20 protein-coding genes are annotated in these 21,271 nt (G+C 75.0%); 12 read left to right on the top strand and 8 right to left on the bottom strand.

Annotated elements, in window-relative coordinates:
- Positions 1-16 precede the first annotated feature (16 nt).
- The gene (locus AB0B41_RS21520) at positions 17-1,555 is read left to right on the top strand and encodes an acetyl-CoA acetyltransferase (RefSeq protein WP_358205923.1); all 1,539 of its coding nucleotides are present in this window, start codon (positions 17-19) and stop codon (positions 1,553-1,555) included.
- Positions 1,556-1,579: 24 nt separating this feature from the next.
- Here the strand turns inward: AB0B41_RS21520 and AB0B41_RS21515 are convergent, their stop codons facing one another.
- A complete protein-coding gene (locus AB0B41_RS21515) occupies positions 1,580-2,323 on the bottom strand; it encodes a siderophore-interacting protein (RefSeq protein ID WP_358205920.1) in 744 nt (247 codons plus the stop codon).
- A gap of 6 nt (positions 2,324-2,329) precedes the next feature.
- Positions 2,330-2,956, bottom strand: a complete 627-nt coding sequence (locus AB0B41_RS21510) for a helix-turn-helix domain-containing protein (protein WP_358205918.1) — start codon at positions 2,954-2,956, stop codon at positions 2,330-2,332.
- 74 nt (positions 2,957-3,030) lie between these two features.
- Here AB0B41_RS21510 and AB0B41_RS21505 point away from each other — a divergent pair, with 74 nt between their 5' ends.
- The 7 genes from AB0B41_RS21505 to AB0B41_RS21475 all read left to right on the top strand — a co-directional run bounded on the left by AB0B41_RS21505 (position 3,031) and on the right by AB0B41_RS21475 (position 12,148).
- Complete coding sequence (locus AB0B41_RS21505; protein WP_358205914.1) at positions 3,031-4,488, top strand: NAD(P)/FAD-dependent oxidoreductase; 1,458 nt, start codon at positions 3,031-3,033, stop codon at positions 4,486-4,488.
- 15 nt (positions 4,489-4,503) lie between these two features.
- On the top strand, positions 4,504-5,451 hold the full coding sequence (locus AB0B41_RS21500; RefSeq protein ID WP_358205912.1) for an o-succinylbenzoate synthase: 948 nt from the start codon (positions 4,504-4,506) through the stop codon (positions 5,449-5,451).
- Between the two features lie 91 nt (positions 5,452-5,542).
- Entirely contained in the window at positions 5,543-6,484 is a 942-nt protein-coding gene (locus tag AB0B41_RS21495; RefSeq protein ID WP_358205909.1) for an FAD-dependent oxidoreductase, read from the top strand.
- 132 nt (positions 6,485-6,616) lie between these two features.
- A complete protein-coding gene (locus AB0B41_RS21490; RefSeq protein ID WP_358205941.1) occupies positions 6,617-8,014 on the top strand; it encodes an FAD-linked oxidase C-terminal domain-containing protein in 1,398 nt (465 codons plus the stop codon).
- Positions 8,015-9,457 carry an AMP-binding protein gene (locus tag AB0B41_RS21485; RefSeq protein WP_358205939.1) on the top strand — a complete coding sequence of 481 codons (1,443 nt, stop codon included), beginning with the start codon at positions 8,015-8,017 and terminating at the stop codon, positions 9,455-9,457.
- 65 nt (positions 9,458-9,522) lie between these two features.
- On the top strand, positions 9,523-11,064 hold the full coding sequence (locus AB0B41_RS21480) for a CHAD domain-containing protein (RefSeq protein WP_358205907.1): 1,542 nt from the start codon (positions 9,523-9,525) through the stop codon (positions 11,062-11,064).
- A 64-nt stretch (positions 11,065-11,128) separates the two neighbouring features.
- Positions 11,129-12,148, top strand: coding sequence for a PHP domain-containing protein (locus AB0B41_RS21475; protein WP_358205905.1), 1,020 nt, complete (start codon positions 11,129-11,131; stop codon positions 12,146-12,148).
- A gap of 13 nt (positions 12,149-12,161) precedes the next feature.
- Here AB0B41_RS21475 and AB0B41_RS21470 read toward each other — a convergent pair whose 3' ends face one another.
- Positions 12,162-12,563, bottom strand: a complete 402-nt coding sequence (locus AB0B41_RS21470) for a cupin domain-containing protein (protein ID WP_358205903.1) — start codon at positions 12,561-12,563, stop codon at positions 12,162-12,164.
- 198 nt (positions 12,564-12,761) lie between these two features.
- Between AB0B41_RS21470 and AB0B41_RS21465 the strand changes: the two genes are divergently transcribed.
- Positions 12,762-13,715, top strand: a complete 954-nt coding sequence (locus AB0B41_RS21465) for a glycoside hydrolase family 16 protein (protein WP_358205901.1) — start codon at positions 12,762-12,764, stop codon at positions 13,713-13,715.
- A gap of 109 nt (positions 13,716-13,824) precedes the next feature.
- On the opposite strand, the gene AB0B41_RS21460 is transcribed toward AB0B41_RS21465, so the two are convergent.
- Both AB0B41_RS21460 and AB0B41_RS21455 read right to left on the bottom strand, forming a co-directional pair.
- Positions 13,825-14,796 carry a carbohydrate kinase gene (locus AB0B41_RS21460; RefSeq protein WP_358205899.1) on the bottom strand — a complete coding sequence of 324 codons (972 nt, stop codon included), beginning with the start codon at positions 14,794-14,796 and terminating at the stop codon, positions 13,825-13,827.
- Positions 14,797-14,842: 46 nt separating this feature from the next.
- Positions 14,843-15,286, bottom strand: a complete 444-nt coding sequence (locus AB0B41_RS21455) for an SRPBCC family protein (protein WP_358205897.1) — start codon at positions 15,284-15,286, stop codon at positions 14,843-14,845.
- A 64-nt stretch (positions 15,287-15,350) separates the two neighbouring features.
- Between AB0B41_RS21455 and AB0B41_RS21450 the strand changes: the two genes are divergently transcribed.
- Together AB0B41_RS21450 and AB0B41_RS21445 are read left to right on the top strand one after the other, a co-directional pair.
- Complete coding sequence (locus tag AB0B41_RS21450) at positions 15,351-16,349, top strand: GTP-binding protein (RefSeq protein WP_358205895.1); 999 nt, start codon at positions 15,351-15,353, stop codon at positions 16,347-16,349.
- 50 nt (positions 16,350-16,399) lie between these two features.
- Entirely contained in the window at positions 16,400-17,509 is a 1,110-nt protein-coding gene (locus AB0B41_RS21445) for an alpha/beta hydrolase (RefSeq protein ID WP_358205893.1), read from the top strand.
- Positions 17,510-17,511: 2 nt separating this feature from the next.
- Here AB0B41_RS21445 and AB0B41_RS21440 read toward each other — a convergent pair whose 3' ends face one another.
- Positions 17,512-18,438 (bottom strand): iron-siderophore ABC transporter substrate-binding protein, encoded by a 927-nt coding sequence (locus AB0B41_RS21440; RefSeq protein WP_358205891.1) that lies wholly within the window; start codon positions 18,436-18,438, stop codon positions 17,512-17,514.
- A 214-nt stretch (positions 18,439-18,652) separates the two neighbouring features.
- On the opposite strand from AB0B41_RS21440, the gene AB0B41_RS21435 reads away from it, so the two are divergent.
- A complete protein-coding gene (locus tag AB0B41_RS21435) occupies positions 18,653-19,246 on the top strand; it encodes a hypothetical protein (protein ID WP_358205889.1) in 594 nt (197 codons plus the stop codon).
- Here the strand turns inward: AB0B41_RS21435 and AB0B41_RS21430 are convergent, their stop codons facing one another.
- Positions 19,247-20,080 (bottom strand): DUF427 domain-containing protein, encoded by an 834-nt coding sequence (locus AB0B41_RS21430; RefSeq protein WP_358205887.1) that lies wholly within the window; start codon positions 20,078-20,080, stop codon positions 19,247-19,249.
- A 59-nt stretch (positions 20,081-20,139) separates the two neighbouring features.
- On the bottom strand, positions 20,140-21,042 hold the full coding sequence (locus AB0B41_RS21425; RefSeq protein ID WP_358205885.1) for an EamA family transporter: 903 nt from the start codon (positions 21,040-21,042) through the stop codon (positions 20,140-20,142).
- Positions 21,043-21,271 lie beyond the last annotated feature (229 nt).

The following is a 21,271-nucleotide window of genomic DNA, read 5'->3' as shown; positions in this document are numbered from 1 at the left end:
GTACTAGTTTTCGCCGGTGCACGCGGAGAGATCGCCGGTCGTCATCGGCGTCGGGCAGGTCCTGGCCAACCGGGACCGGACCGTCGCGGCGGCCCGCGAGCCGCTGCGGCTGATCGCCGACGCCGTGCACGCGGCCGCCGCCGACGCCTGCGGCACCGGCACCCGGCTGCTCCGGGACGTCGACGCGATCACCGTCCCGCACGTCGCCAGCTGGGCCTACGCCGACCTGCCCGCCCTGCTCGCCGAGCGGCTCGCGGCGAGCCCGGCGCGCACCTTCTCGGCCCCGGTCGGCGGGCAGTGGCCGGCCGCACTCGTCGACGCGGCCGCGGCGCGGATCGCGGCCGGGGAGTCCCGCATCGAGCTGGTCGCCGGTGGCGAGGCCTCGGCGTCGCTCGGCGTGCTGCAGCGGGCCGGCGTCGATCCGGGCACCGACCTCGGCTGGACGGCCGAGCCCGGCGGCCCGGCGCCGATCGGCGCCGACGACCTGGGCAGCCCCGCCATGCAGGCCGCCGGCATGGTGCTGCCGACCCGGGTCTACCCGATGGTGGACACCGCCTTCGGGCACTCCGTCGGCGAGACGCCGGCCGAGATCATGGCCTCCGGTGCGGCGGTGTTCGCGGCGCTGAGCGAGGTCGCCGCCACCAACCCGATCGCCTGGAACCCGGCGGCGCGGGACCCGGCGGAGATCCTGCGCGTCGGACCGGACAACCGGATGATCTGCGAGCCGTACCCGCTCGCGGTCAACGCGTTCCCGCTGGTCGACCAGGCCGCGGCACTGCTGCTGACCTCGCGGGCCGTGGCCCTCGAGCACGGCGTGCCCGAGGAGCGGCTGGTGCACGTGTGGGGCGGGGCCGGGGCCGCCGACGCCGCCGACGTCCTCGCCCGGCCCGCGCTGTCCGGCTCGCCGGCGCTCTGCTCGGTGCTCGACCGGGCGCTCGCCTCCGCGGGGCTGGCCGCCGAGGCGGTCGACGTCGTCGACGTCTACTCCTGCTTCCCCGTGGTGCCCCGGCTCGCGAGCCGCTACCTCGGGCTGCCCACCAAGGCGCTCGCGGGCGCCACCGGCGGCCACTCGTCCTTCGGCGGCCCGCTCTCGACCTACACCCTGCACTCGCTCGCGGCCTGCGCCGAGCGCATCCGCAGCGGGGCGGGCACCGCCCTCGTGCACGCCAACGGCGGCTACCTGACCCGCCAGCACGCCGTCGTCCTCGGCCGGGAGGCCCACGTCGACGGGTACATCGGCGATCCGGAGCCGCACGACACCGCCGAGCCCGGGCCGGCGCCGTGCCCGCTCGCGGAGGTCCCGGAGGAGCCGGTGCGGGTCGAGGCCGCGACGGTCGAGTACGACCGCGACGGCCACCCGGCACAGGGGTTCCTGGTCGCCCGCACCGCCGACGGCCGCCGCCTCGCGGGCTGCACGGCCGAGGGCGACGCGGCCAGCGCCCGGGAGCTCACGGTGTTCCCGGAGGGACCGGCGCACCCGGCGGGCGAGGCGGTCGTCGGGCGCGAGGTGCGGGTGCGGCCGGTGGGGGGCCGGATCCAGGTGGACCCGGCCTGATCGACCCCGCCCGATCGGCGCCGGCTACCGCGCCCGCCAGTACCCGGTGGCGTAGACGGCCCGGCGGCTCAGCTTCCGGTCGGCGAGCAGGTGCGCGCGGATCTCCTTCACCGCGGCGGACTCGCCGGCGAGCCAGGCCTGCCCCTCGCCCCCCGGGAAGGCGGCGGCCCGCACGGCCGCCACCAGCGGCTCGCCGGCCGGGGAGGCACCGCGGTGCACCCAGGTGACGGCGGCGTGGCCCGGCAGCTCCTGCTCCTCGGCGGCGTCGGCGACCTCGAGGATCGCGAGCGCGGGCACGTCGGCGGGGAGGGCCTCCAGCACCGTCGCGACGGCGGGCAGCGCGGACTCGTCGCCGATCACCACGTGGAAGGCCGACGACGGGTCGGGCACCCAGCGCCCGCCCGGCTCGGAGACCCCGACCCAGGAGCCCGGCCCGGCGCCCTGCGCCCACGCCGCGGCCGGGCCGTAGCCGTCGTGGAGCACGAAGTCGACGTCGAGCTCCCCGGCGGCCGGGTCGAAGCGGCGGACGGTGTAGGTCCGGATCGTGGGCCGCGGCTCGCCCGCGGGCCAGACGGGGCCGCCGGTGCTCGCGCGCGGCACGGCCGGCCGGTCCTGCCCCTCGACCGGGAAGAACATCTTGATCCGCCGGTCCGGCCCCTCGCCCGGGAACCCGGCCAGCTCCTCGCCGGTCAGGGTCACGCGGATCATCTTCGGGGTCACCCGGGTGCTGCGGCTGACCTGCAGCAGCCGGGGGGCGGTCGTGGTCACGGCGAACTATGGAACCACTGCCCGTCCGGGCCGGTCGGTGCGCCCCGCCAACCCGCTCCACGCCAGGTCCATCAGGTACTCCGTGGCCTGCTCGGCGGTGACCCGCGGGTCCCGCTTGCGCCACACCGCGAGCCGCTCGCACGCCCCGACGATCACCTGCGCCCAGCCCTGCAGCTGCAGCGGGTCGGCGTCGGGTGCCGCGACGCCGAGCAGGCCGGCGATGAAGTCCGTCTGCTGCGCGCGGATCGCCTCGACCGCCTCCGCCGCGATGCTCGCCTCCGAGTAGAGCAGCGTGAAGGCCGGGGCGCGGTCGTCGAGGAACCGGAAGAAGGCGAGGGTGCCGCGGCGCAGCATGTCCTCGGGGCCCTCGGCGGCGAAGGCGGCCTCGGAGGTGACGTCGAGCAGCTCGGTGCGCGCCCGCGCGACGCACGCCAGCAGCAGGCCCTCCTTGGACCCGAAGTGCGTGTACAGCACCGGTTTCGTGACGCCGACGCGCTCGGCCACGGCGTCCATCGACGCGGTGGCGTAGCCCCGTTCGGCGAAGACCGCCACGGCGGCGTCGAGGATCTGGCGCTCCCGCTCGGCCCGGGAGACCCGGCGCCGCGGAGACGGGGCGGGCGGGCTCGTCTCCATGGCGCAGACCCTACCCGGAGCTAAGTTACCCGTGGTAAGTTACCGGCGGTAACACCCACCGGAGGGGAGCGGAGATGCTGGACACCCTGATCGTCGGCAGCGGGTTCGCCGGCCTGGGCGCGGCGGTGAAGCTGGACGAGGCGGGTCGCCGGGACTTCCTGATCCTGGAGAAGGGCGACACCCTCGGCGGCACCTGGCGGGACAACGTCTACCCGGGCTGCGCCTGCGACGTGGAGTCGCACCTCTACTCCTTCTCGTTCTTCCCGAACCCCGAGTGGACTCGCACCTTCGCGCGCCAGCCCGAGATCCGCGCGTACCTGGAGGCCACGGCCGACCGCTACCGGCTGCGCGACCGCATCCGGTTCGGCGTGCACGTCACCGGCGCGGAATGGGACGGCAGCGCCTGGGACGTCCGCACCAGCGACGGCGAGACCCTGCGCGCCCGGTACGTGCTCTTCGGCACCGGCGCGCTGCACGACCCCGCGATCCCCGAGATCGAGGGCCTCGACCGCTTCCGCGGCACCGCGTTCCACTCCGCGCAGTGGGACCACGGGCACGACCTGGCGGGCAAGCGCGTCGCGGTGATCGGCACGGGGGCCAGCGCGATCCAGTTCGTGCCGGCGATCGCGCCGGAGGTCGGGCGGCTCACCCTCTTCCAGCGCACCGCCCCCTGGGTGCTGCCCAAGCCGGACCGCCCCATCCCGGAGCGCACCCGCCGGGCGTTCCGCCGGTTCCCGCTGCTGCAACGGCTCCAGCGGCTCTCGCTGTACTGGCGGCACGAGGCGCTGGTGCTCGGCTTCCTGCACCCCACGGTGATGAAGGTGGTGCAGCGCCTCGGCCTCGCCTACCTGCACACGGTGTTCGCGGGCGACGCCGAGCTGCGCACGAAGGTCACCCCGACCTTCACCATGGGCTGCAAGCGGATCCTGATGAGCAACGACTACTACCCGGCCCTGCGCCGGGACAACGTCGCCGTGGAGACCGACCGGATCGCCCGCGTGACGGAGACCGGTGTGGTCACGGTCGACGTCGCGGGCCGGGAGACCGAGCACGAGGTCGACACGATCATCTTCGGCACGGGCTTCAAGGTCGCCGACGGCCTGGCCCGGATGAACGTCACCGGTCGGGACGGCGTCAAGCTGGCCGACGCCTGGGCGGAAGGTCCGGAGGCCCTGCTCGGCACCACGGTGGCGGGCTTCCCGAACCTGTTCACGATCGTCGGGCCCAACACCGGGCTGGGGCACAGCTCGATGGTGTTCATGGTCGAGTCGCAGCTGAACTACGTGCTCGACGCCATGCGGACCGTCGACCGGCACCGCGCCGTCGCGATCGACACCCGCAGCGAGTCGCAGGCCGAGTTCAACGACGAGATCCAGCGGAGGCTCGGCAGGGCCGTGTGGGCGAAGGGCGGCTGTGCGAGCTGGTACCTCGACGAGCACGGCCGCAACCGCACGCTGTGGCCCGGCTACACCTTCGACTTCCGCCGCCGGACGCGGAAGCTCGACCCCGGCAATCACGAACTCGTGGCCTGAGTACCCTCCCGGGGTATGCAGCCCGCCGCGGTCTACGCGATCCCGATGACCACCCGGTTCCGCGGGATCACGGTGCGGGAGGGGATGCTCCTGCAGGGGCCCGCGGGCTGGGGCGAGTTCTGCGCCTTCCCCGAGTACGGCGACGCCGAGGCCGCGACCTGGTTCGCCGCGGCGCGCGAGGCGGCGGAGGAGGGCTGGCCGGAGCCGGTGCGCGACACCGTGCCCGTGAACTGCATCGTCCCCGCCGTGGGGCCGGAGCGGGCGGCGGAGATGGTGCGCGCCTCCGGCTGCGCCACGGCCAAGGTGAAGGTGGCCGACCACCCGGACTCCGCGCGGGAGGACCTCGAGCGGGTCGCCGCGGTGCGGGACGCGCTGGGGCCGGCCGGGCACGTCCGGGTCGACGCCAACGCCCGCTGGGACGTCGACACCGCCGTCCGCGAGATCCGCGCGCTCGACGCGGCCGCGGGCGGGTTGCAGTACGTGGAGCAGCCCTGCCCGTCGGTCGAGGAGCTGGCCGCGGTGCGCCGGCGCGTCGACGTCCGGATCGCCGCCGACGAGTCGATCCGGCGCGCCGAGGACCCGCTGCGGGTGGCGGTGGCCGGGGCGGCGGACGTCGCGATCCTCAAGTGTCTGCCGCTCGGCGGGGTGCGCCGGGCGCTGCGGGTCGCCGAGGCGTGCGGGCTGCCGTGCGTGGTGTCGTCGGCGCTGGAGTCGAGCGTCGGGCTGGCGGCGGAGATCGCGCTGGCCGCGGCGCTCCCGGAGCTCGAGTTCGCCTGCGGGCTCGGCACGGGCCGGCTCTTCACGACCGACGTCGTGGCCGAGGCCGACCGGCTGATCCCGCGCAACGGCGTGCTCCCCGTGCTGCGCACGGCACCCGAGCCGGTGCGTCGCGCCGAGGTCGCGGCCGACCCGGAGCGGGCGGCGTGGTGGCGGGCCCGCGCCGAGCGGGTGTCCCTCTTGTGAGGACGGTCGTCCCCGCCCGGCCCGGCACACCCGGACGTGTCGGCACCGGTGTGCGGCGGCCGGGGTCCCACCGCTCTAGGCTGACCGCGTCATGAGCGTCGTCGTGGTCGGGGCCGGGCTGTCGGGGGTGGCGTGCGCCCGCGAGGTCGCACGGGCGGGCCTGCCGGTGAAGGTCCTCGATCGCGCCCACACCGTCGGCGGCCGGATGGCGAGCTCGCCCCACGACGGACGGCCGGTCGACATGGGCGCGGCCTACTTCACGGTGCGGGACCCGGAGTTCGCGGAGGTCGTGGCGGGCTGGCGCAGCGCCGGGCTCGCGCGGCCGTGGACCGCCGAGATGGCGGTGCTCGAGCACGGGGACCGCTCGCGGTCGGCCGGACCGATGCGGTGGGCGGCGCCGAAGGGGCTGCGCAGCCTCGTCGCCGCGCTGGCCGAGGGCCTCGACGTCGAGCTGGACCACGAGGTCACACGGGTCGAGGCAGGGCCGCGGGTCGACGGCGAGACCGCCGACGTCGTCGTCCTCGCCATGCCGGACCCGCAGGCGTTGCGCGTGCTGGCGCCCGGCCTCGGCGCCGTCGCCCTCACCTCGGACCGGCCGTGGCGCCCGGTGCTCACGGTCGCCGCCGGCTTTCCCACCCGCGAGTGGCCGGAGCTCTCCGCCGCCTTCGTCAACGACCACCCCGTGCTCACCCTCGTCGCGGACGACGGCGCCCGGCGCGGCGACGGCGTCCCGGTCCTGGTGGCGCACAGCACCTCCGCCGTCGCGCGGACCTACGACGCGAACCCGGCCGGGGCGATCCCGGTGGTGATCGAGGCCGTGCGCGAGCTGCTCGGGCTGTCCGAGGAACCGGTGTGGACGGACGCGCACCGCTGGCGGTTCGCCGCCCCGGAGCTGGACCGCGCCGAGCCCTTCCACCTCGGCGACGACGGCATCGGGCTCGCCGGCGACGGCTGGGGGAGCTCGCGGATCGAGACGGCCTGGCGCTCCGGCACCCTGCTCGGCCGGGAGATCGTGAAACGCCTGCAGCGCTGACCGGCTCTCGTTGGCGATCGCCGCGCGGCAGGACGTAGCGTCTGGGGAATGAGCGAGACCCGGACCGCCACCCCGCAGACCCCCACCCCGGAGCGCCCCTTCGGCTGGGACCGCGGCACGGCGGCGGCCCGGATGGCGGAGCCGGGCGAGGCGGGCCGCGCGGTCCTCGCGGAGCTGGCCGCGGCCCTGCCCGCGGACCGGGTGCTCACCGACGCCGACACCGCCCGCCCCTACGTGCACGACGAGGCGGAGTGGGCGGAGTACGGCGCCCCGCTCGCCGTCGTCCGGCCGCGGTCGACCGCGGAGGTCGCCGAGGTCGTTCGGGCCGCGGCGCGCCACCGCGTCCCGGTCGTGCCGCGCGGTGCGGGCACGGGCCTGTCCGGCGGGGCCAACGCCGTCGACGGCGGGCTGGTCCTGTCGCTGGAACGGATGCGGGACATCGTGGAGATCGACGCGGGCGAGCGGCTCGCCGTCGTCCAGCCCGGGGTGGTGAACGACGACCTGCGCGCGGCCGCCGCGAAGGAGGGGCTCTGGTACCCGCCGGACCCGGCGAGCGCGCCCTGGTCGACGATCGGCGGCAACGTCGCGACCAACGCGGGCGGGCTGTGCTGCGTGAAGTACGGCGTGACCCGTGACTACGTGCTCGCGCTGGAGATCGTCACGGCGGCGGGCGAGATCGTGCGCGTCGGCCGGCGGACCGCGAAGGGCGTGGCCGGCTACGACCTCGCCGGGCTGCTGGTGGGATCGGAGGGCACCCTCGGCGTGATCACCGAGGTGACCGTGCGGCTCCGGCCGGCCCGGACCGCGCCGCCGCGCACCGTCGTCGGTTTCTTCGACACCCTCGCCGACTGCGGCGCCGCCGTGGCCGCGGTGACCGCCGCCGGCCTGCAGCCCGCGATCTTCGAGCTGGTCGACCGGCACTGCCTCAAGGCCGTCAACGACTGGAAGCACATGGGCCTGCCCGAGGACGCCGCCGCGCTCCTGCTGGCCCAGACGGACCTGCCCGAGCCCGCCGCCACGGCCGAGGCCGACGGCATCCTCGCCGCGTTCGAGGCGAACGGCGCCCGCGACGCCCTCGTCTCGACCGACCCCGTCGAGGCCGACGCGTTGTTCGCCGCCCGCCGGCTCGCCTACCCCGCCTTCGAGCAGCGCGGCGACGCCCAGCTCACCGAGGACGTCTGCCTGCCCCGCAACCGGCTCGCCGAGATGCTGGAGCGGATCGAGGAGATCTCCGCCCGGCACGACACCTTCATCGGCACGGTCGCGCACGCCGGCGACGGCAACCTGCACCCGCTGATCATGGTGCCGCCGGGCGACCCCGAGGCGAAGGCGCGGGCCCAGCGGGCGTTCGACGAGATCGTCGACGCCGCGATCGCGCTGGGCGGCACCGTGACCGGCGAGCACGGGGTGGGCCTGCTCAAGCGGGCCGGCATGCGCCGCGAGCTCGACCCGGGCTCGCTCGCGATGCAGGAGGCGATCAAGAAGGCGTTGGATCCGGACGGGATCCTCAACCCCGGCAAGGTGCTGTAGATCATGAACCGGTTGTTGCCCGCGCTCGCCGACCCCACGGACGGGCCCGCCCTGCGCTTCCCCGACGGCGCCGTCACCTATCGCGAGCTCGCCGCCCTGGCCTCGGACCTGGGCGCCCGGGTCGCCGGTCGTTCCCGCGTCGCCGTCTGGGCCACCCCGACCCTCGCCGCGGCCACCGGCATCACGGCCGGGTTGCTGGCCGGCGTCCCGGTGGTGCCGGTGAACCCGAAGGCGGGGGAGCGGGAGCTCGCGCACATCGTCGCGAACTCCGCCCCCGAGGTGGTGCTGACCGCGCCCGGCGTCGAGCTGCCCGCGGCGATCGCCGCGCTGCCGCGGATCGACGTCGACGTCGCCGCGCGGCCCGATCCGCTGCCGTCGCCCGACGAGCCGCCCGCGGACGCCCCGGCGCTGATCGTCTACACCTCGGGCACCACCGGCCCGCCCAAGGGAGCGGTGCTCTCCCGCGGGGCCGTCGCCGCCGACCTCGACGCCCTGGCCGACGCCTGGGCCTGGACCGACGCCGACCGGCTGGCGCACGCGCTGCCGATCTTCCACGTGCACGGGCTGGTGCTGGGCACGCTCGGCCCGCTGCGCCGGGGTGGCTCGCTGCACCACCTCGGCGCGATCGACGGGCAGAAGCTCGCCGCCGCCGTCGCCGACGGCGCCACCATGGTGTTCGGCGTCCCCACGCACTACCACCGGCTGGCCGCGGACTTCGAGGCCGACCCGGACGCCGGGCGGACGGTCGGCGGCGCGCGGCTGCTCATCTCCGGCTCGGCCGCGCTCACGGCCGTCGACCACGCCCGGATCGAGAAGGCGACGGGGCTCGCGGTCCGGGAGCGCTACGGGCTCACCGAGACGCTGATCCTCACCGCCGCGCGGGCGGACGAGGAGCCCGAGGTCGGCACGGTCGGGCGGCCGCTGGCGAACACCGAGGTGCGGCTCGCGCCCCTGCCCGCGGTCGAGGGCGAGCAGCCCGACGGTGCCGACAATGGCCTGGGCGCGGTCGAGGTCCGCGGGCCCCAGCTGTTCTCCGGCTACCTCGACCTCCCCGAGGCCACCGCCGCCTCCCGCACGGACGACGGCTGGTTCCGCACCGGCGACATCGGCCGCTGGACCGAGTCGGGGCTGCTCGCCCTGGTCGGCCGGCAGGCCACGGACCTCATCAAGTCCGGCGGCTACAAGATCGGCGCCGGGGAGATCGAGAACGCGCTGCTCGAGCACCCGGCGGTGGCCGAGGTCGCCGTCGTCGGGGTGCCGGACCCGGACCTGGGGGAGAAGATCGTCGCGCACGTCGTGCCGGCGGGGGAGGCGCCCGAGGCGCGGGAGCTCATCGACCACGTCGCCGCCCTGCTGTCCCCGCACAAGCGGCCGCGCGAGGTCCGGTTCGTGGGGTCACTGCCGCGCAACGCGATGGGGAAGGTGCAGAAGAAGCTGCTGTGAACGGGACGTGACCTCCGGGCTCGCGATCATGGTTGTCGATCACCCGGATCGGGCATCCTTCTCGTATGACTTCCGGCACCCCGACGACCAGGACCCTCAGGACGACGACCGACACCGACCGGCCGACGGCCAGCTACCGCGGGCCCGCCGCGGCGGGCGCGCCGAACCTGGCCGGTGTCGAAGGGGTGAGCTCGACCGAGACCGGCCGGCCGGTCGTGCTGGAGTTCGAGCGGTACGACTCGCCGGACCTTCGCCTGGCGACCTCCGGCATCGTCCTCGCGATCCATCGCACGGACGACCCGGCGCGCCCCGAGGCGTACTGGCGCCTCGACCTGCCCGACGCGGTCGAGGGCGAGCAGCTGCGCATCCCGGTCGCGCCGCCGGACGTCGAGGGCCTCGAGCCGGACGTGCCCGCCGAGCTGCGCGAGCTGGTGCAGGGCGTGCTCCGCGGCGCGGACATCGCGCCCGTCGGCCGGATCCGCCGCGTCCGCACCGTCGACTCGCTGCGGGACGGCCGGCGCCGCGAGATCGCCGAGATCCGGCGGGACGAGGTGCAGCTCGCCACCTTCGGCGACGCCACCACGCTGGAGAACTGGACGGAGGTCGTGGTGACGGTCTCGGGCGGCCCGGCCGGGCTGCTCGACGCGCTGGCCGCGCGGCTGGCCGAGACCGGCGCCGCTCCCGCGGAGGCGACCGCCGAGGCCGAGCTCGACCGGCTGCTGCGCGAGGCCGCCCCGCCGCCCCCGGCCCGGTGGAAGGGGAAGAAGGGCGCCGCCGGCACCGGCGTGCTCGACTACCTCGCCGAGCACGCGGACCGGCTCGCCGCCGAGGACCTGCGAGCCCGCCGGGACGAGGAGGACGCCGTCCACCAGCTGCGGGTCGCCGCCCGCCGGATGCGCAGCGCCCTGCAGGCCTTCGCCCCGGTCTTCGACGGCCCCCGCGCGGAGGCGCTGATCGAGGAGCTGCGGTGGCTCGGCCGGGCCCTCGCACCCGCCCGGGACCTGGAGGTCCAGGAGGAGCTGATCATCGGGTCGCTACAGGCGCTGCCGCCGGAGCTGGTGCTCGGGCCGGTGAAGGCGCAGGTCACCCGGCACTTCGCACGCTCGGGCGCGGAGGCCAAGGCCGCCGCGGTCGCGGCTCTCGACAGCGAGCGCTACGCGGCCCTGCGTGGCGCGATCGAGCGCTTCCTGCAGGACCCGCCACTGGCGTCGGCGGCCGGGTCGAAGAAGGCGGGCAAGAAGGTGCTGTCGGCGGCGCTGAAGAAGGCGGACAAGCGGTTCGACAAGCGGGTCGTCGCCGCGCTCGACGCCCTGTCCGCGGGGGCGGACTCGGACACCGCGATCCACGACGCCCGGAAGGCCGGCAAGCGGCTGCGCTACGCCACCGAGCTGGCCGGCACCCCCGAGCAGGCCAAGAAGCTCAAGGCGATCACCAAGGCGCTGGGCGAGCACCAGGACGTCGTGGTCGAGCGGCAGCTGCTGCGCGAGCTGGGCGCCCAGGCGTCCGCCGAGGGCGAGAACGGCTTCACCTTCGGCATCCTCTACGGCCGCGCGCAGGCGGACGCCGAGCGGATCGAGGCGCAGCTGCCGGAGCTGCGCCGGAGGTGACGGCGAGCGGTCGACGACGCGGAGGAGACGGCGCGCGGGTGACGGAGCTGCCAGAATCGCGGCCGTGAGCGACGCACGGGACCCGGTGGGCGACCTCCGGCGGATCGCGTTCCTGCTGGAGCGCGCGCACGAGTCGACCTACCGGGTCCGCGCCTTCCGCACCGCCGCCGCGGCACTGCGCGGCAAGGACGTCGAGCAGCTCGCTTCGCTCGAGCGGTCGGGGGAGCTGCGCACGCTCAAGGGGGTCGGCGACGTCACCGCCCGGTGCGTCACCGAGTCCCTGCGCGGCGAGGTACCGGTCTACCTGCGGCGGCTGGAGGCCACCGAGGGCGTCGAGCTGGACACAGCGGCCGCCGACCTGCGGGAGGCGTTGCGCGGCGACTGCCACAGCCACACCGACCAGTCCGACGGCGGCTCCCCGCTGTGGGAGATGGTCGAGACCGCGATCACCCTCGGGCACGACTACCTCGTCGTCACCGATCACTCGCCACGGCTCACGGTGGCCAACGGGCTGTCCCCGGAGCGGCTGCGGCGCCAGCTGGAGCAGATCGCCGAGCTCAACGCCGGGCTCTCCGGGTTCCGGGTCCTCACCGGGATCGAGGTCGACATCCTCGACGACGGTGCGCTCGACCAGGAGGAGGACCTGCTCGCCGAGCTCGACGTCGTGGTCGCGAGCGTGCACTCCAAGCTGCGGATGCCGCGGGACGAGATGACCGAGCGGATGCTGACCGCCATCGCGAACCCGCACGTCGACGTCCTGGGCCATTGCACCGGCCGGATGGTCACCGGGAACCGCAAGCGGCCCGAGTCCGAGTTCGACGCCGACGCGGTGTTCGCCTCCTGCGCCGAGCACGACGTGGCCGTGGAGATCAACTCCCGCCCGGAGCGGCTGGACCCGCCGAAGCGGCTGCTGCGGCTCGCGGTCGAGGCGGGCTGCGAGTTCACCGTCGACACGGACGCGCACGCCCCCGGCCAGCTCGACTGGCTCGACTACGGCTGCACCCGGGCGGTGCAGTGCGGGGTGCCGGCCGAGAAGATCCGCAACACCTGGGAGCTGCAGGACCTGCTCGCGGCGCGCGCCTGACCCGGCCCTCGGCTCAGCAGGGGTCGGCCAGCTCGAAGTCGGCGAAGTCGAAGCCGGGGGAGACCACGCAGGAGACGAGCGCCGGCTCGGTCCCGAGCAGCCGCGCGGACTGCCACGCGCCCGCCGGGACGAGCTGCTGCGGGGCGTGCGCCTGCAGCGTCCAGGAGGCCCCGGCGTCGGGCGCGTGCCCGATCCGGAGGTCGACGGCGGAGCCCGAGTGCCACAGCCAGAGCTCGCTCGAGCGCACCCGGTGCCACCGTGACTCCCCGTCGAGCAGGTACAGGATCGCCGTGGCGGTCGGTCGCGGACCGTGGTCGGTCTCGACGGTCACCGGCGAGGTCCAGGTGCGGCGGTACCAGCCTCCCTCCGGATGGGGAGCCAGGTCGAGGGCGGTGGCGAGGGCGGGCGGCGACACGGGTCGAGTCTCGCGGTCCGCCCCGGTCCTGTCACGTCCGGTGATCATGATCCGTCACCAGACGTGACGGATGTCGGGCCGTGGCTGCGGTGCGTGCACGAACGGGCGGTACCCGACCGGGTGGCAGGACTCGCGTTGCTCACGATCTGCGGTGAAATGAGCGCATTCCTGATGCACGAGTGACGAGAGGTGCTGGCGATGCGGTCGTCCGGTCTGGTGCGCACCCTGGCCGTCGCGGTGAGTGGTGCGGCGCTGCTGACGCTCACCGCGTGTCCCGCCGACGCCTCGCAGGCCGGTCCGGCGGTCCCGTCGGCTCCGTCGAGCTCGGCGGCCCAGGCCGCGGCGTCGCAGTGCCCGCAGACCGCCGCGGACGCGCTGGGCTGGGGCACGCCGACCCGGCAGGCGGACTTCGAGGGCACCGCGCTGCCGCCGGACTGGCACCCCTACGGCCCCGAGCCGGGCCACGACGAGAAGGGCACCCGGACGCCCGCGGCGATCACCGTCGCGAACGGCCAGGTCACGGTCAGCGGCAACGAGCAGGGCAACACCGGCGCGATGAGCTGGCACCCCGGGCAGCGGTACGGCCGCTGGGAGGTGTGCGTGAAGTCCGACCCGGGCCCCGGCGGCTACCACCCGGTGCTGCTGTTGTGGCCGGTGAAGGAGGACTGGCCGGTGGGCGGCGAGATCGACTGGATGGAGATCAGCGCCGACGACCGGCAGAGCACGGACTTCTTCCTGCACTACGGCGCCGACAACTCCCAGGAGAGCGGCTCGGTCCGGCACGACGCCACCGAGTGGACGGCCTACGCGCTGGAATGGGCGCCGGAGAAGATGACCGCCTACCTCAACGGCAAGGAGTGGTACTCCACCACGGAGACCAGCCACTTCCCGCCCGGCGCGATGAACATGACGGTGCAGCTGGACCTGTTCCCGCCCGCCGGCGGCAGCACGGCGATGCACCTGGACTGGGCGAAGCAGTGGTCGCTGCCGGAGAGCGAGCCGGCCGAGCTGTCGCTGGCGCCCGGCGCGCCCGCCACCGGCCAGCCCGACCTGCACCCCGAGCGCACCCCCAAGCCCGTGTCCGAGCTGCCTGCGTCGCCACAGCCGGGCGCGAACCGGCCGGCGACGAACCAGCCGCAGCAGGGCGGCTGACCCCCTGGACTCGTGGGTGGCGGGGCGAAAGGTACTGGGGCCGTCCCGCCACCTACGGCCTCGTGGACGGCGGCGGTGCTGGGGAGCCCTCGCCGCCGTCCACGCTGGTTCAGCCTTGGTATCCGCCCGCGAGGGCCGACCGCAGCTCGCCCGTCGTCGGCGGCTGGGCGCCCCGCCGGGAGCAGGTGATCGAGGCCGCGGTCACGCATTCCTCGAGCACCTCGTCGAGGATGAGCGCGGGCACGGTGCGCAGGGCCTCGCGCCGGGCGGGTCCGAGCAGGTCCCGCGCGTGCAGGGCGGCCAGGAGGGCGGCGGAGAAGCTGTCCCCGGCGCCCACGGTGTCGACGACCTCGACGGCCCGGCCCGGCATCGACGTCCGGATCCCCTCCGCGGTCGCCGCGAGCACGCCGTCGCCGCCCAGGGTCACGGCGACCAGCGCCGGCCCACGGCCCGCCCAGTCGTCGAGCACCTCGCCCGGCGGGACGTCGGGCAGCAGCCAGCGCAGGTCCTCGTCGCTGACCTTGACGACGTCGGCGATCGCGAGCATCTCGTGTACGCCGCGCAGCACCTCGGCGGGATCACCCATCAGCCGCGGCCGGCAGTTCGGGTCGTAGCTCACGGTCGCCGAGCCCGCGGCCTTCGCCAGGAGCTCGCGCAGCACCGCGGCACCGGGCTCGACGGTCAGGGCCAGCGACCCGGAGTGCAGGGCGACGATCCCGTCGAGCGCGCCGGACAGCTCGTCGGGCGTCCACTGCCAGTCCGAGGTGCCGGCGATGCGGAAGTCGTAGTCCGCGACCCCGTCCGGCCCGACCTCGACCAGCGCCAGCGAGGACTGCTCGGGCGCGTCGACGACGTGGGACAGGTCGACGCCGTTGCCCTCCAGGTGCGCGCGCAGCCGGCGGCCCAGGAAGTCCGACCCGAGCCGGGCGAGCATCCGCGCGGGCACGCCGAGGCGCGCCAGGCCGACCGCGACGTTGGCCGGGCTGCCGCCGGGAGCGAACTCGAAGTACCCCTCGGCGGGGGCGGGGACGACGTCGACCAGCGCCTCGCCCGCGACCGCGATCACACCGTTGTCAGCCACGCCGACAGCGTGCCAGAGGTCGGGCCCCGATCTCAGCTCCCGGTTCTCAGCTCCCGACGCGGGAGGCCAGGTTGGCCAGCACGCCGTCGTAGATCCGGGTCAGGCCCTTCGGCGCGAAGGTCCGCTCGAAGAACCCGCCGATGCCGCCCGCGCCGTTCCACGTCGTGGTGATCGTGACCAGGCTGGCGCCCTCACCGGCCGGCGCGACCCGCCAGGTGGTGACCAGCGAGGAGTTCGCGTCCTTCTCCACCACGGTGTCCGGCGTCGGCTGGGTGACGTCGGCCTTCACGTGGCGCACGCGCTTCTTCGTCGCGTGCAGCTTCCAGGTGGCCGAGGTGCCCTCGCCCTGGCCGCCGGTCAGCACCGCGTAGTCGGTGAACTGCTCGGTCAGGATCTCCGGTCGGGTCTGCGCGTAGTCGGCGACGGCGGCGCGAACGGCCTCGACGGGGGCGGGGACGGTTCGCTCGGCGGTCGCGGTCACCTGTGCCATGTTGTCCATCCTGCCCCCGGACCCGCGGGGCGCGGCCGCAGGGGCGCCTGGTAACTCTTCCGGGATGCGGAGGATCCCGGTCGTGGTCGTCGCCGGTTTCCTCGGCGCGGGCAAGACCACCCTGCTCAACCACCTCCTCGCGCACTCGCTCGACGCCCGGATCGGCGTGGTGGTCAACGACTTCGGCGCCATCGGGATCGACGCCATGCTGGTCGGCGGGACGGACGCGATGGTCTCGCTCGGCAACGGCTGCCTGTGCTGCGCGGTGGGGGAGGACGGCGTCGGGCCGCTGCTCGACCGGCTGACCCGCCGGCGGGACGAGATCGACGTGATCGTGATCGAGGCCAGCGGGATCGCCGAGCCCGGCACGCTCGTGCAGCTGATCCTCGAGGCGGCCAACCCGCACCTGGTCTTCGGCGGGCTGATCGAGGTGATCGACGCCGTCGAGTTCGAGGCCACGCGCCGCCGGCACCCGCAGGTCGACACGCACGTCGGGCTGGCGGACCTGCTGGTGCTCAACAAGGTCGACCGGGTGGACCCGGGCAAGGTGTGGCGGGTCCGGCGGCTGCTCCGCGAGGCCAACGGGCTGGCGCCGATCGTCCCGGCCGAGCACGGCGTCGTCGATCCGCGGCTGCTGTTCGACATCGAGGTCGTGCCCGGCCGGCAGCTGCTGCTCGGGGAGCAGGTCGGTGACCACGCGGACCACATTCATGCCGCCTACGACAGCGTCTCCTTCACCTCCGACGCCCCGATGGACCCGCAGCGGCTGCGGGACCTGCTCGACCGCCGCCCGGCCGGCGTCTACCGGATCAAGGGGTTCGTGGCGTTCGGCGTGCCCGGGCACCGGCAGAAGTACGTGCTGCACACGGTCGGCCGGTACGTCCGGTTCCGCCGGGCCCGCTGGGAGCCCGGCGAGCCCCGGCGCACGAGCCTGGTGCTGATCGGCGCGGGGATCGACACCGCCGCCGTCGAGGCCGAGCTGGCGGCCTGCGTGGCGGACGGCTCGTCCCGCACCGACGCCGACGCCATGCTCCCGGTCCTGCGGTACACGTTCGGGGCGTGAGCCGCGCGCGGTCCCCGCGGCGGAAGGCTACCCGGGCGTAACATCGGTGTGTGATCGCGCGCTCCCTGCGGGTCCTCGGTCTGCGACTCGCGTTCCGGTTCCTCTTCGGACTCCCGCGGCCGCTGAAGCGGCTGCTCGCGGGGCCCGAGGTGTGCCTCGAGGGGCAGCTCCTCGACCTCGACCTGCAGCTGCTCAACCGCGCCGGGGAGTGGCTCGCGCGGCTCACCGCGGCGAGCGGGCAGCTGGGCGCGGCGGCCCTGGCCGAGCAGCGCCGCCAGGCGGACGACGCCGCCGAGCTGGCCGCCGAGGGCCCGTTCGACGACGTCGTGACCCGGGACCTGGAGGTCGCGGGGGCCGAGGGCCCGATCCCGGCCCGGCTCTACACGCCGCCGGGCCCGCACGGTCCGGCCGGCCGCTCCGGCCTGCTCGTCTACTTCCACGGCGGCGGGTTCGTGCTGGGCAGCATCGCCTCCGCCGACCCGCTCTGCCGGCTGCTCGCCGCGCAGGCCGGCGTCCGGGTGCTGTCGGTGGAGTACCGGCTCGCGCCCGAGCACCCGTACCCCGCCGCGCTCGACGACGCCCTCGCCGCCTACCGGCACACCCTCGCCCACGCCGAGGACCTCGACGCGGAGAAGACGCTGGTCGCGGTGGGCGGCGACAGCGCCGGCGCGAACCTGGCGCTGGTCGTGGCGCACGAGCAGGCGGTGCGGGGCGAGCCCGTGCCCGCCTTCGTCGTGGCCCTCTACCCGGCGACGGACGCCGACCGGAGCGGCGGCTCGCGCGTCGCGTTCGGCTCCGGGTTCGGGATCAGCGCCGAGGTGCTCGCCGCGATGGAGCAGATGTACCTGCCGGACGGCGTGCCCCCCGACGACGACCGCGGCGCCATCCTGCGCGCCGACGACCTGTCCGGCATGCCGCCGGTCTACCTCGCGACCGCCGGCTTCGACCCGCTGCGCGACGAGGGGGAGGAGCTGGCCGAACGGCTGCGCGAGGCCGGTGTCCCGGTGGTCGCGCGGCGGTTCCCCGGGCTCATCCACGGCTACGCCAGCTTCACCGCGATCAGCCGGGCCGCCCACGACGCCACGTTCGACGCCGCCAGCGCCCTGCGGGCGGGGCTCGCGCTGGCCGACCGCGAGCCCGCCCCGCTCCGCACGATCTGAGTTCAGGCGGTGGCGTGCGTGCCCAGCTCGTCGAGCACCTTGTCCGCCGCGATCGGGCCGATGCCGGAGTACCAGAGGTCGTCGGACACCTCGTGCGCCCGGCCCTGGGCGACCGCCGGGATGCCGGGCCACAGCGGCCCGCCGAGCACGCTCGCCTTGTCCTTCCCGCCGGCCTCGCCGTAGGAGGCGAAGAAGAGGCGATCGCCGTCGGCCTGCCCGATCTGCTCCGCCGAGACCTCGGCGAACGTCCCCGGGACGCGCTGGCTCGCGGGCCGGGCCAGGCCGGCGTCGGCGAGGATCGTGCCGATGAAGGAGTCCTCGCCGTAGAGCCGGACCGAGCCGCCGGTGAAGCGGACCATGCTGATCGTGGTGCCGGGCGCGAAGGTGGCGCCGACCTCCTTCGCCTTGGCCCGGTAGTCGGCCAGGATCCGCTCCGCCTCGGCCTCCCGGCCCAGCGCCTGCCCCGCGACCTGCAGGTTCTCCCGCCACGCCACGCCGACGCGCTCGGCGAACACCGTCGGCGCGATGCCGCTGAGCTGCGGGTAGAGGTCCTCGTGCCGGACCTTGTTCGACAGGATGAGGTCCGGCTTCAGGCCCGCGATGGTCTCGAGGTTCAGGTCGGACTGGGTGCCGATGTTCGTGACGCCGGCGGTGCGGTCGGCGAGGTAGCTCGGCAGCGGGCCGTTCGCGACGGGCGAGGTCGCCCCCACCGGCGTGACGCCGAGAGCGAGAACGCTGTCCAGCTCGCCGGTGTCGAGCACGACGACGCGCTGCGGGGCCGTGGGCACCTCGGTGGTGCCCATGGCGTGGGTGACGGTCCGGGTGCCGGACGCGCCGGCGGAGCCGGCGGGGGCGTCGGCGGACGAACCGCACGCTGCGAGCGAGCAGGCCAGGACGGTCCCGGCCAGGACGGACATGAGGCGGCGCACCCGCAACTCCTCGAGGTCGTGAAGGGTCGGGTGACCTTAACGGACCAATCGGATGTTTCGCTGTGATCGAGCACTCTCACGTTCCGGTGAGGAGTCCGTCACGTTTCGGCGTCGTAACAGGCCGCTCATCAGTTTCGATGGATGGCGTGGCGGCGCTCTACCCCGGCGCGAACGCCGCCCTCCTCCCCGGTGCGACCAGCAAGAGCAAGAGGCAATGAGCACGTTCCCCGGCGACGCGTCCGTCGACTTCGTCAAGCAGGCCCCGACCGACCGCCTGCCCACCCTCGTCCGCACCCGATCGGGTTATCGCGTCTTCGATCCGGCGCTGATCGCCGGGACGCACTACCAGATCGACGACACCGGCACCCTCGTCTGGACGCGCCTGCCCGCGGGCTCGACGGCCCTCGCCGTCCTCGCGGTCGGGGCCGTGTCCGGGCTGCTGCTGGGCGACGGTTGGCTCCTCACGCTGCTGTGGTTCGCCGTCGGCGTCGTGGTGGGCACCGGCCTCGCCGGCCTCGCGCTCACGCTCGTCCACACGATCGACAGCCCCGAGCGCCGCTACCGCAACCGCACGTGCGGTGCCCCGTTCTCGCAGGACGTGACGGACCGCGGGTCGCGCGCCTGGGAGCTGTGCGTGCAGGCCGAGCGCCTGGCCGCCACCAGGTCGTGGGTCGCCGGGCGGGTCGACCGCGAGCGCCAGCTTCCCGAGCTGCTCTGGGCGGGCGTCCTGGGGTCGGGCTGGGCGGCCGAGGAGATCGGCCGCATGGTCAACCCCTCCACCGGTCCGGACCTGCGCGCTCCGGCCTGATCACGACCACGGTGTGACGGGACGCTCCTGGCGTCGCCCGTCGACCACGACGTCGGTCCGCTCGGTGAAGAAGCACACGAGGTCGCGCACGTGCGCGGCCTCGTGCAGCGGGTCGGGGTAGGTCCAGGCCAGGTCGGGCACGCGGCGGTCGCCGACGGTCACGGTCCAGTAGGAGGCCTCGCCCTTGTACGCGCAGCGCGTGCGGGTGGCGGTCGGCTCCAACGGCGCGACGACGTCCTCGCGGCGCAGGTAGTACCGGGTGGGGAGCATGGTCTCGAACAGCAGCACCGGCCGTCGCGACTCGGCGAGCAGCACGCCGTCGAGCTCGAGGCGGACGTGTCGCGAGGAGCCCAGGACGTCCACGCGGTGGAACGGGTCACGGGGGTGCGAGACGTTCGGCTCGTCCTCCTCGAACCAGGCGTCGAACGCGTCGAAGTCGAGGACCACGTACCCCGCCAGGTCGGGATCGGCGAGCCGGAGCCCCATGGCCGGCCGGGTGCCGGAGCCCGTGACGACGTCGACCGGCCGGCCCTCGGCGGTGTGCACGACGAACGGCACGGAGGGGTCCAGCACCGGGCGGTCGGAGACCGAGGCCAGGGGAACGCCCCGCGGGGTGTCGCTCTTCGGCATGTCGTTCGGCGTGAGGTGCGCGGCGATGTCCTCCTCCGGCACGGCGTAGCTCGGCACGACGCGCCGCGGCTCCCACAGCAGCACCGCGCGCGTGGAGTCCACCACCGTCTCCCCGCCCAGCTGGGCCCGGATGCGCTTCGCCACGGGCTCGTGGCGGGTCTCGTCGAGCGCCGCGAACAGGGACCGGTGCTGCAGGACGCTCATGAAGGCATCCTCCGCGCACCCACCAGGCCCCGCGCCGCCTGCGCTGGATGAACCCGGGCTCACAGGTCGACCAGGACGATGCCGGCCGCGACCACCGCGGCCGCGGCGATCCGGCCGATCCCGAAGCGCTCGCCGAGGAAGACCGTGCCCAGGATCGCCCCGACGACGATGCCGGTCTCCCGCAGCGCCGCGACGGCCGCGGTCGCCCCGCTGGTCTGGGCGACGAGCACCAGGCCGTAGGCCGCGAGCGACACCACCCCGCCGGCGAGCCCCGCGACCAGCATCGACCGCGGCTGACGGACGAGGCCCCGCCTCCGGCGGACCAGCGCGACCACCGGCATCACCGGGCCCTGCAGCAGGAACATCCACGCCGCGTACACCGGCACCGGCGTCGTGCCGACCGCCGCGGCGTCGACCACCGTGTAGCCGGCGATGCAGACCCCCGTGGCCACCGCGGCACCCAGCGCGGGCATCGCCGCGCGCGACAGCCGTCCCCCGTCGAGCGCCAGGCTGATCAGGCCCACCGAGATCACCGCGATCCCGACCAGCTGGACCACGGGCACCGCGTGGCCCGAGGCCACCTCGATCACCGCGACCACCCACGGCGCGGTCCCTCGCGCCACCGGGTAGACCTGGCCGAACTCGCCCAGCTGGTAGCTCGCCCACAGCAGCAGCGTGTAGACGACGTGGAGACCCGCCGAGCCCAGGACGAACGGCCACGCCGCCACGGGCGGCAGCCCCAGCACCAGCGCGGCGACCCCGCCGACGACGACGTACGCGGTCCCGATCAGGGCGAACCCCACGAGACGGTCGGGCACGCCGTGCGCGACGGCGTTCCACACCGCGTGCAGCACCGCGGCGAACAGCGTGAGCGCGACGACCCCGGCGGACAGCCCGGACCCGCCGACGAGGGCGAGGGTCGGGAGTGCGGGGTCAGCGAGGACAGCGGGGAAAGCAGCCACCGAGGAGGCTCCTTGGCGTCGGTCCCACCCGGAGATGGGCACGTCGAACACGGAGCCCTCGGGGTTTTTGTCCCGTCAGGTGTCGACCTGCCCGACACGGCGGTCGGGTGGCCGTGGCGCCGCTCGGTCCAGACCCTGGCCACCCTGATTGTGGGTCGGGAGGCGGATGGCAGGCGGAACCCTAGGCGCAACCACGTGCTGCCCCGGGACCCTACGCGGCCGGCTCGAA

The sequence above is a fragment of the Pseudonocardia sp. NPDC049154 genome (assembly GCF_040648315.1).
Lineage (GTDB): Bacteria > Actinomycetota > Actinomycetes > Mycobacteriales > Pseudonocardiaceae > Pseudonocardia.
Note: the sequence above shows the minus strand (reverse complement) of the source record. Positions and strands in the feature narration are given on the sequence as shown.